This is a genomic window from Clostridium thailandense, from assembly GCF_019207025.1.
Taxonomy (GTDB): Bacteria; Bacillota; Clostridia; order Clostridiales; family Clostridiaceae; genus Clostridium_AM; species Clostridium_AM thailandense.
Map to the genome: position 1 here is coordinate 1 of NZ_JAEEGC010000256.1, position 6,587 is coordinate 6,587.

A 6,587-nucleotide genomic window follows, 5' to 3' on the forward strand; every position below is an offset into this window, starting at 1 on the left:
TTTAAAAAAGCTAAGAATCTTTGATAACTTGCTCTGCTCAAACAATCAAATCTTCTAAGATTTTTCAAAATATGAGCTAAGACTTGTATCAAAAGTATTTAAATGTGTCTTCCAGAATGTAAATATATCCCTGCATATAAGTTTACCTTCGGCCTTGGATGTTTATATAGTGCGACAGCACCATTCATAAGACTTTTTAAAATGCTGAACTAAGAATGATAAAGAAGTTTCTATATTAACTCATCTATGCATAGAATCTAGTCTATTATATTTTTTTACTGCATTTTTAGTCCATTTGCGAGCACATCATAATATTGGTCAGTAAGAATTTTTATGGACTTTTCATATTTTTTATAAGTAGCTTTTCCTAGATATAAATCCTCAGTTGGTATATTTAATTTATCAATTATAAAATCTCTTAGAAGAATCAGATTTCTAAATAATCTAAATTCTATAATATCAATGTCGATGTCCATTCTAATTAATCCCTTTTTTTGAAGATCAATGATAATATTATGTGCAGGTTTATTGTTTCTGCATCCCCATTTATTAAAATCTTTGGTATTTATAAAAGAAAGAATGAAACTGCTGTAATTAAAATAAGTAAAATCAAATTCTATTAAACGATATATAATCTTTTGGGCAATGTCAATACAACAGCTTTCAATTTCATATTCATAAAAATCTGTTATGTAGCTTATTTTTTTTTCTAATACATAATCAACAAGAAATTCATATAAATCAGTTTTATTATCGAAATATCTATAAAAACTTCCTTTTGCAATTCCTAAATTTTCTATAATTCTGTTTAAAGAAGCTGAATCATAATCGTGAGTTGAAAATTCTTTAACACATATTTCTATGATTTCTTCCTGTCTTTCCTTTGGTAAATTAAAAAAAGTTTTATTAGGCATTCGTAACACCTCCATCTAGTGATATTCTACATAAGAATTAATTAACTGTAAACATATAAATTTACAAAAGGATAAACTTGCCTCAAATATATATTGACAGTATATGATGAAAATGGTATTTTAATTTAAAGAGACCTAGTGGTCGCGTCTAATCGTTCGCGACTAATTATTCATAATGTATTTGCAAGTTTGGAGGTATAAAATGAAAAATAAAATGATGACTATTTGTTCATTATTTCTAAGTATTACTTTGCTAAGTGGCTGTGGAAAGTCCTATGCAGAAAAGTCTGATACAAAAACTTATCCAGTGAAAGTCTTACAGGTTAAAGACGAAAGTTTCCCTATTTCTTTGGAGTATGAAGGAATAACTGGAGGAAGTGAAGTGAGAAAGCTTTCCTTTAAAAGTTCAGCTAAGATTTCAAAAATACATGTATCCAAGGGACAACATGTAAAGAAAGGAGATAACTTAGTGGAACTTGATAAAAATGATTTGAATTTTGCAGTACAAGCAGCCAAATCTCAAATGGATTCAGCCTCTGCACAATATGATAAAGCAGTAAATGGAGCACAGGCAGAAGATGTAAATAGAGCTGAGATAGCTGTAAAAAGTGCACAAGATAACTATAACTATTATAAGGACTTATATGACAAGAATGTTAAGTTATATGAATCTGGAGCAGTTGCAAAGCAGCAGCTTGATGGAGCTAAGCTTCAGATGGACAGCTATGAGAGTGCTTTAAACAGTGCAAAACAAAGCTTAGAACAACTTCAAAATGGCTCTAGAGAAGAGGATAAACAAGCTTTACTAGCTCAGGTAAATATGGCAAAAGCTAATTATGATTCAAAAGTCAACCTGCTTCAAGATGCAAATTTAGCTGCAGACAGTGATGGCTATGTAGTAGATGTACTTTGCAAAGAAGGGGAAATGCAGGCGGCTGGTAATCCAGTTGTTTTATTTAGAAGTGAAAATCAAGTTGTTACAGTGGGATTATCAAGTGATGATGTGAAAAAAGTACAGATTGGAACAAAGGCAAAGGTTAAAATTAATGATACTGAAGTTGATGGAGAAATTATAAATATAGTTCAAATGGCGGACAAGCAATCAGGAACCTATAGTGCAGAAATTAGGCTTTTGACTCCAATAGATAATAATAAGTTTTATGTAGGTGAAACAGTAAAAGTTTATATTGGTATAGGAGAAAAGAATTCAACATGGATTCCTATTAACAGCATTTTAAATGATGGAGAAGACTATGTTTATGTAGTAGAAAGTGGTCATGCTGTTAGAAAAAATGTTACTTTAGGTGATACCAATGAAGATAGAGTTTCTGTAGAAGGTTTAAAAGTTGGAGACAAACTTGTTGTTGAGGGAATGAAAAATATAAAAGCTGGATATCAGGTTTCTATAAAGTAAAGGAGGAACTATTATGGGTCTAATTAAAGCAGCCATAAAAAATAAAAAAATAATACTATTTTTAGTGGCTATAATCGTTATAAGTGGTTTCTATTGTTACTATATTATCCCTAAACAAGAAAGTCCGGATGTTTCATCACCAGCAGCTATGATTACTACAATTTATCCTGGAGCTTCTTCCAGTGATATAGAAAAGCTGGTTACAAAAAAAATTGAAGAAAAAGTAGAAGAAATAGGTGGTTATGATTATGTAGAATCCTTTTCGAAAAATAGCGCTTCCATAGTTATCGTTTATTTAAACAATGATGTAGATAAAGATAAGGCTTGGAGGGATTTGAGGGATAAAATTAAAGATTTAAAATCTGAACTGCCAGATGGATGTCAGGATAGTCAAATAGATACAAAACTTACGGAAACCGCCGGTATGATTATAAGTATATCAGGTAAAAATTATACTTATGAACAATTAGGAAACTATGCAGAGGATATAAAGAAAGAGTTAACCAGTGTCAGTGGCGTTTCTAGATTTGATATAAAAGGAAAGCAGGATAAACAAGTAAAAGTAGAAGTAGATTGGAGCAAAATAAATAAGTATGGTATTTCAATCGAAGATGTATGTAGTGTATTAAAAGCACAAAACATAGATATTCCATCAGGATCATTGAATTTGAGTACTGGAAAAATAAAAGTTCAAACCCCAGGTTCCTTTAACTCACTGCAGGAAATACAAAATACTATTGTAGGGGTATCTTCGAGCAGTGGAGAAACTGTAAAGATAAAGGATATAGCAAAAGTATATATGGATTATGATGATGACTCAAGTTATAAATTCACTGATAATGGTGTCAATACAGTGCTTCTGGCAGGTTATTTTCAGGATAATAAGAACATAGTTTTAATAGGTGATGATGTAAAGAAAAAGTTGGATACTATAAAAAAACAGATGCCGAAGGATCTAAATATAGAGGAAGTTACCTTCCAACCTAAAGAGGTAAATGATTCAGTTTCCTTCTTCATTAAAAACCTTAGGGAAGGTGTTATTCTTGTAATTATAACAGTTCTTTTAGGAATGGGATTAAGAAATGCTATGGTAGTATCTGCAGTTATTCCAATATCCATAGGAATGTCTTTTCTTGTAATGTATGCACTTGGAATTAAAATACAACAAATGTCTACTACTGCACTTATTATAGCACTTGGAATACTGGTGGATGACGCTATTGTAATAGGGGATGTCATACAGGTTGGAATAGATGAGGGAATGACAGGAGATGCTGCTGCTTTTAATGGAATAAAGAAGCTGTTTGTACCTGTGTTTACTTCTACATTAATTATTGTAGGTGCTTTTTCACCGCTACTTACAATACCAGGAGCAGTAGGAGAATTTTTAAGAACTTTACCTCAAGTAGTAATGATATGTGTAACTTGCTCATATTTATCGGCTCTGCTTGTTACACCGGCTATGTCATCCTTGATTTTCAGAAAAAGTAAAAATGTTAACAAGGAAAGTAAGGTTCGCAGGATGTTCCATAAACTTCTGGAATATGGACTTAAACATAAAAGAAAGGTTATTTTAGCGGCAGTAGGAGTATTTGCAGTATCTATGATATTAATGAAAACTTTAGGAATGCAATTTTTCCCACATGCAGATAAAGATATAGTTTATATAGATATCTCTAATGAGAAAGTTGAAGACATAAATAGTACAGCTAATCTTGTAAAGCAGGTAGAGGAGGTGTTGAAATCACAAAAAGAAGTTGTAAGTTATACTTCAGCTATAGGTGGTGGATTGCCTAAGTTCTACATTACTTTACCTACAGTGGCACCAGCAAAAGATACAGCTCAGATTATGGTAAAGGTAGACACAAATAAAACCAAGAAGTTTAATACTAGAGAAGAACTAGCTCAGAATATACAAAATCAATTAGATAGCAAGATTTCTGGAGGTACAGTCACAGTAAAGCTTTTAGAACAAGCTCAACCAATAGGGGCACCTATTCGCCTAAGACTTACTGGAGATGATCTAGACAAAATTTATGCATCTTCAGAGAAAATACAGCAAGAGTTAAAAGCTATACCGGGTACTCTAAATGTGAGAGATGATGCTGCTAAGAAGACTTTTGAATATGAAGTAAATATAGATACCACTAAGGCATCACAGCTTGGGGTGTTAAAATCAGATGTGCTTAAGCAGATAAATATTGCATTAAAAGGATACTCAAGTTCTGTTTATAGAAAGAACGGCAGTGAATATGATATATTAGTTAAAACTAATATTGCTTCAGTAAAAGAATTAGAGAATCTACAGATTAAGTCTTCTGTAACAGGGAATAAGGTAATCTTGTCGCAAATAGCATCTATTAAGCTTGACTCACAACTAGATCAAATAAAGCATTATAAGAAGGACAAAACAGTAACGATATATAGCGATATAAAAACAGGTTATAATGCTGTAAATATTGAAGATACATTAAATGAAAAGATAAATAAAATGGACTTAAACGGAGTAAATGTTATCTATGATGGTGAAAAGCATCAAATACAAAAGAATTTTACAAGCCTTGCAGTAGCAGGAGCGTGTACTATAATAATAATCTATGTCCTTTTATTTGTTCAATTTAATTCGTTTATACAGCCACTCATAATAATGTGCTCTCTTCCATTATCACTTATGGGAGTAGCAATAGGACTATTGATATTTAGAATGCCTTTGTCACTAACTGCCGTAATGGGAATAATAAGTTTGATTGGAGTAGTTATAAGAAATGCAATTTTACTTATAGAGTATATAATTGAGGGGAGAAAGGAAGGACTTTCAATAGATGAGGCATGTCTGCATGCTGTAAGTCAAAGATTCAGGCCAATAATACTAAGTTCTACAGCAACTATTACAGCACTTATACCACTTGCTTTTTCTAAGAGTGCATTGTTTGGGCCTATGTCCGTAACTATAATGTTTGGTCTTTTAAGTGCTACGTTCCTTACATTTATTGTTGTTCCAGTAGTATATTCTTTAGTAAATACTAAATTAGAAGAAAGATTAAAAAATAAGAATACAGAATGTATTTAAGAATTCATAAGGCATTATGACATTTTCCACTTTTTATAACTTAATTTCCAAGATGGATGACGTTCAAAAATATGTACACGTACAATATTACAATATTTGCAAAATGTTGAATGTATAGGATAAATGAAGTATAATCAGTGTATATAATATTTGGAATATTTATAAAAGTAAAAATAGTATATTTTTTAGGAGGGGTATTATGTCATTCAAAGAAAAAAGCTTTAAATCATTTAATCAAAAAGACACAATACAAGCATGGATTTATACTCCGATTCGCAAACCTCGCGGAATCGTTCAACTTATACATGGATTTGGTGAGCATTCACGTCGATATTTACATATGATATTAAGGTTAAATGAAGCGGGGTTTGTAGTTGCAGCGGATGATCATGTGGGACATGGAAAGACAGCGTATGATTCAGGTAACTGGGGTGATTGGGGCGATAAAGGCTATATGACAATGGCAGAAGATGAACATACACTTCGCAAAATTGTACAAGAAGAATATCCTGATTTACCTTATTTTATATATGGACATAGTATGGGATCAATGATTGCCAGATGTTATGCTGCTGCTTATGGAAAAGGAATCGATGGCTTAATTTTATGCGGAACCTCTGGCGTATTTCCAAATGCTGCTGAACTTGTGCCAATTTTGAAAAAGCAAATAGATGAAGGTAAGGGAGAGGAAACTGATCTAGATTCTTTGAACAAGCTTCTAGGGTGGATGACAGAGCGTTGTGAAAATCTTATTACAGCCAATGACTGGATTTGTGGCGACCCTGATGTGGTAGCAGACCATGCAAATGACCCATTCAATAACTTTAAAACTCCGCCTAATGTACGTTCGTTATACTATTTTGTTATGATGATGGATACTATTGTTGGAACTCAGTGGGCAGAAAGGGTACCAACATCAATTCATGTTTATAATATGGCTGGAGATCAGGACCCAGTTGGGCAGTATGGAGAAGGTGTTTATGCTGTATCTAATTGGCTTGCAGAAACAGGGCATAAGGTAAAAACAAAAGTTTATCCAGGAAAACGACATGAAATACATAACTATCGTGATATTAGGGATAAAGTTGAAGATGAAATGATAGATTTTATGAATAGCATTATTGAAAAATAATATAATCATTTTGTAAATTATTCAAAGCATTAAATAATATAGACACCCATAGTCAAA

The 6,587-nt window shown here is 32.2% G+C and carries 4 protein-coding genes; 3 read left to right on the forward strand and 1 reads right to left on the reverse strand.

Going from position 1 to position 6,587, the window contains the following annotated elements; all coding sequences use genetic code 11:
- Positions 1 to 275: 275 nt before the first annotated feature.
- Entirely contained in the window at positions 276 to 914 is a 639-nt protein-coding gene (locus I6U48_RS29410) for a TetR/AcrR family transcriptional regulator (RefSeq protein WP_218324066.1), read from the reverse strand.
- 202 nt (positions 915 to 1,116) lie between these two features.
- Between I6U48_RS29410 and I6U48_RS29415 the strand changes: the two genes are divergently transcribed.
- The 3 genes from I6U48_RS29415 (at position 1,117) to I6U48_RS29425 (ending at position 6,530) form a co-directional block, all read left to right on the forward strand.
- Positions 1,117 to 2,328: an efflux RND transporter periplasmic adaptor subunit gene (locus I6U48_RS29415; RefSeq protein WP_218324067.1), complete on the forward strand. Its 1,212-nt coding sequence runs from the start codon at positions 1,117 to 1,119 to the stop codon at positions 2,326 to 2,328.
- 13 nt (positions 2,329 to 2,341) lie between these two features.
- On the forward strand, positions 2,342 to 5,398 hold the full coding sequence (locus I6U48_RS29420; protein ID WP_218324068.1) for an efflux RND transporter permease subunit: 3,057 nt from the start codon (positions 2,342 to 2,344) through the stop codon (positions 5,396 to 5,398).
- Positions 5,399 to 5,597: 199 nt separating this feature from the next.
- The gene (locus I6U48_RS29425; protein ID WP_218324069.1) at positions 5,598 to 6,530 is read left to right on the forward strand and encodes an alpha/beta fold hydrolase; all 933 of its coding nucleotides are present in this window, start codon (positions 5,598 to 5,600) and stop codon (positions 6,528 to 6,530) included.
- Positions 6,531 to 6,587 lie beyond the last annotated feature (57 nt).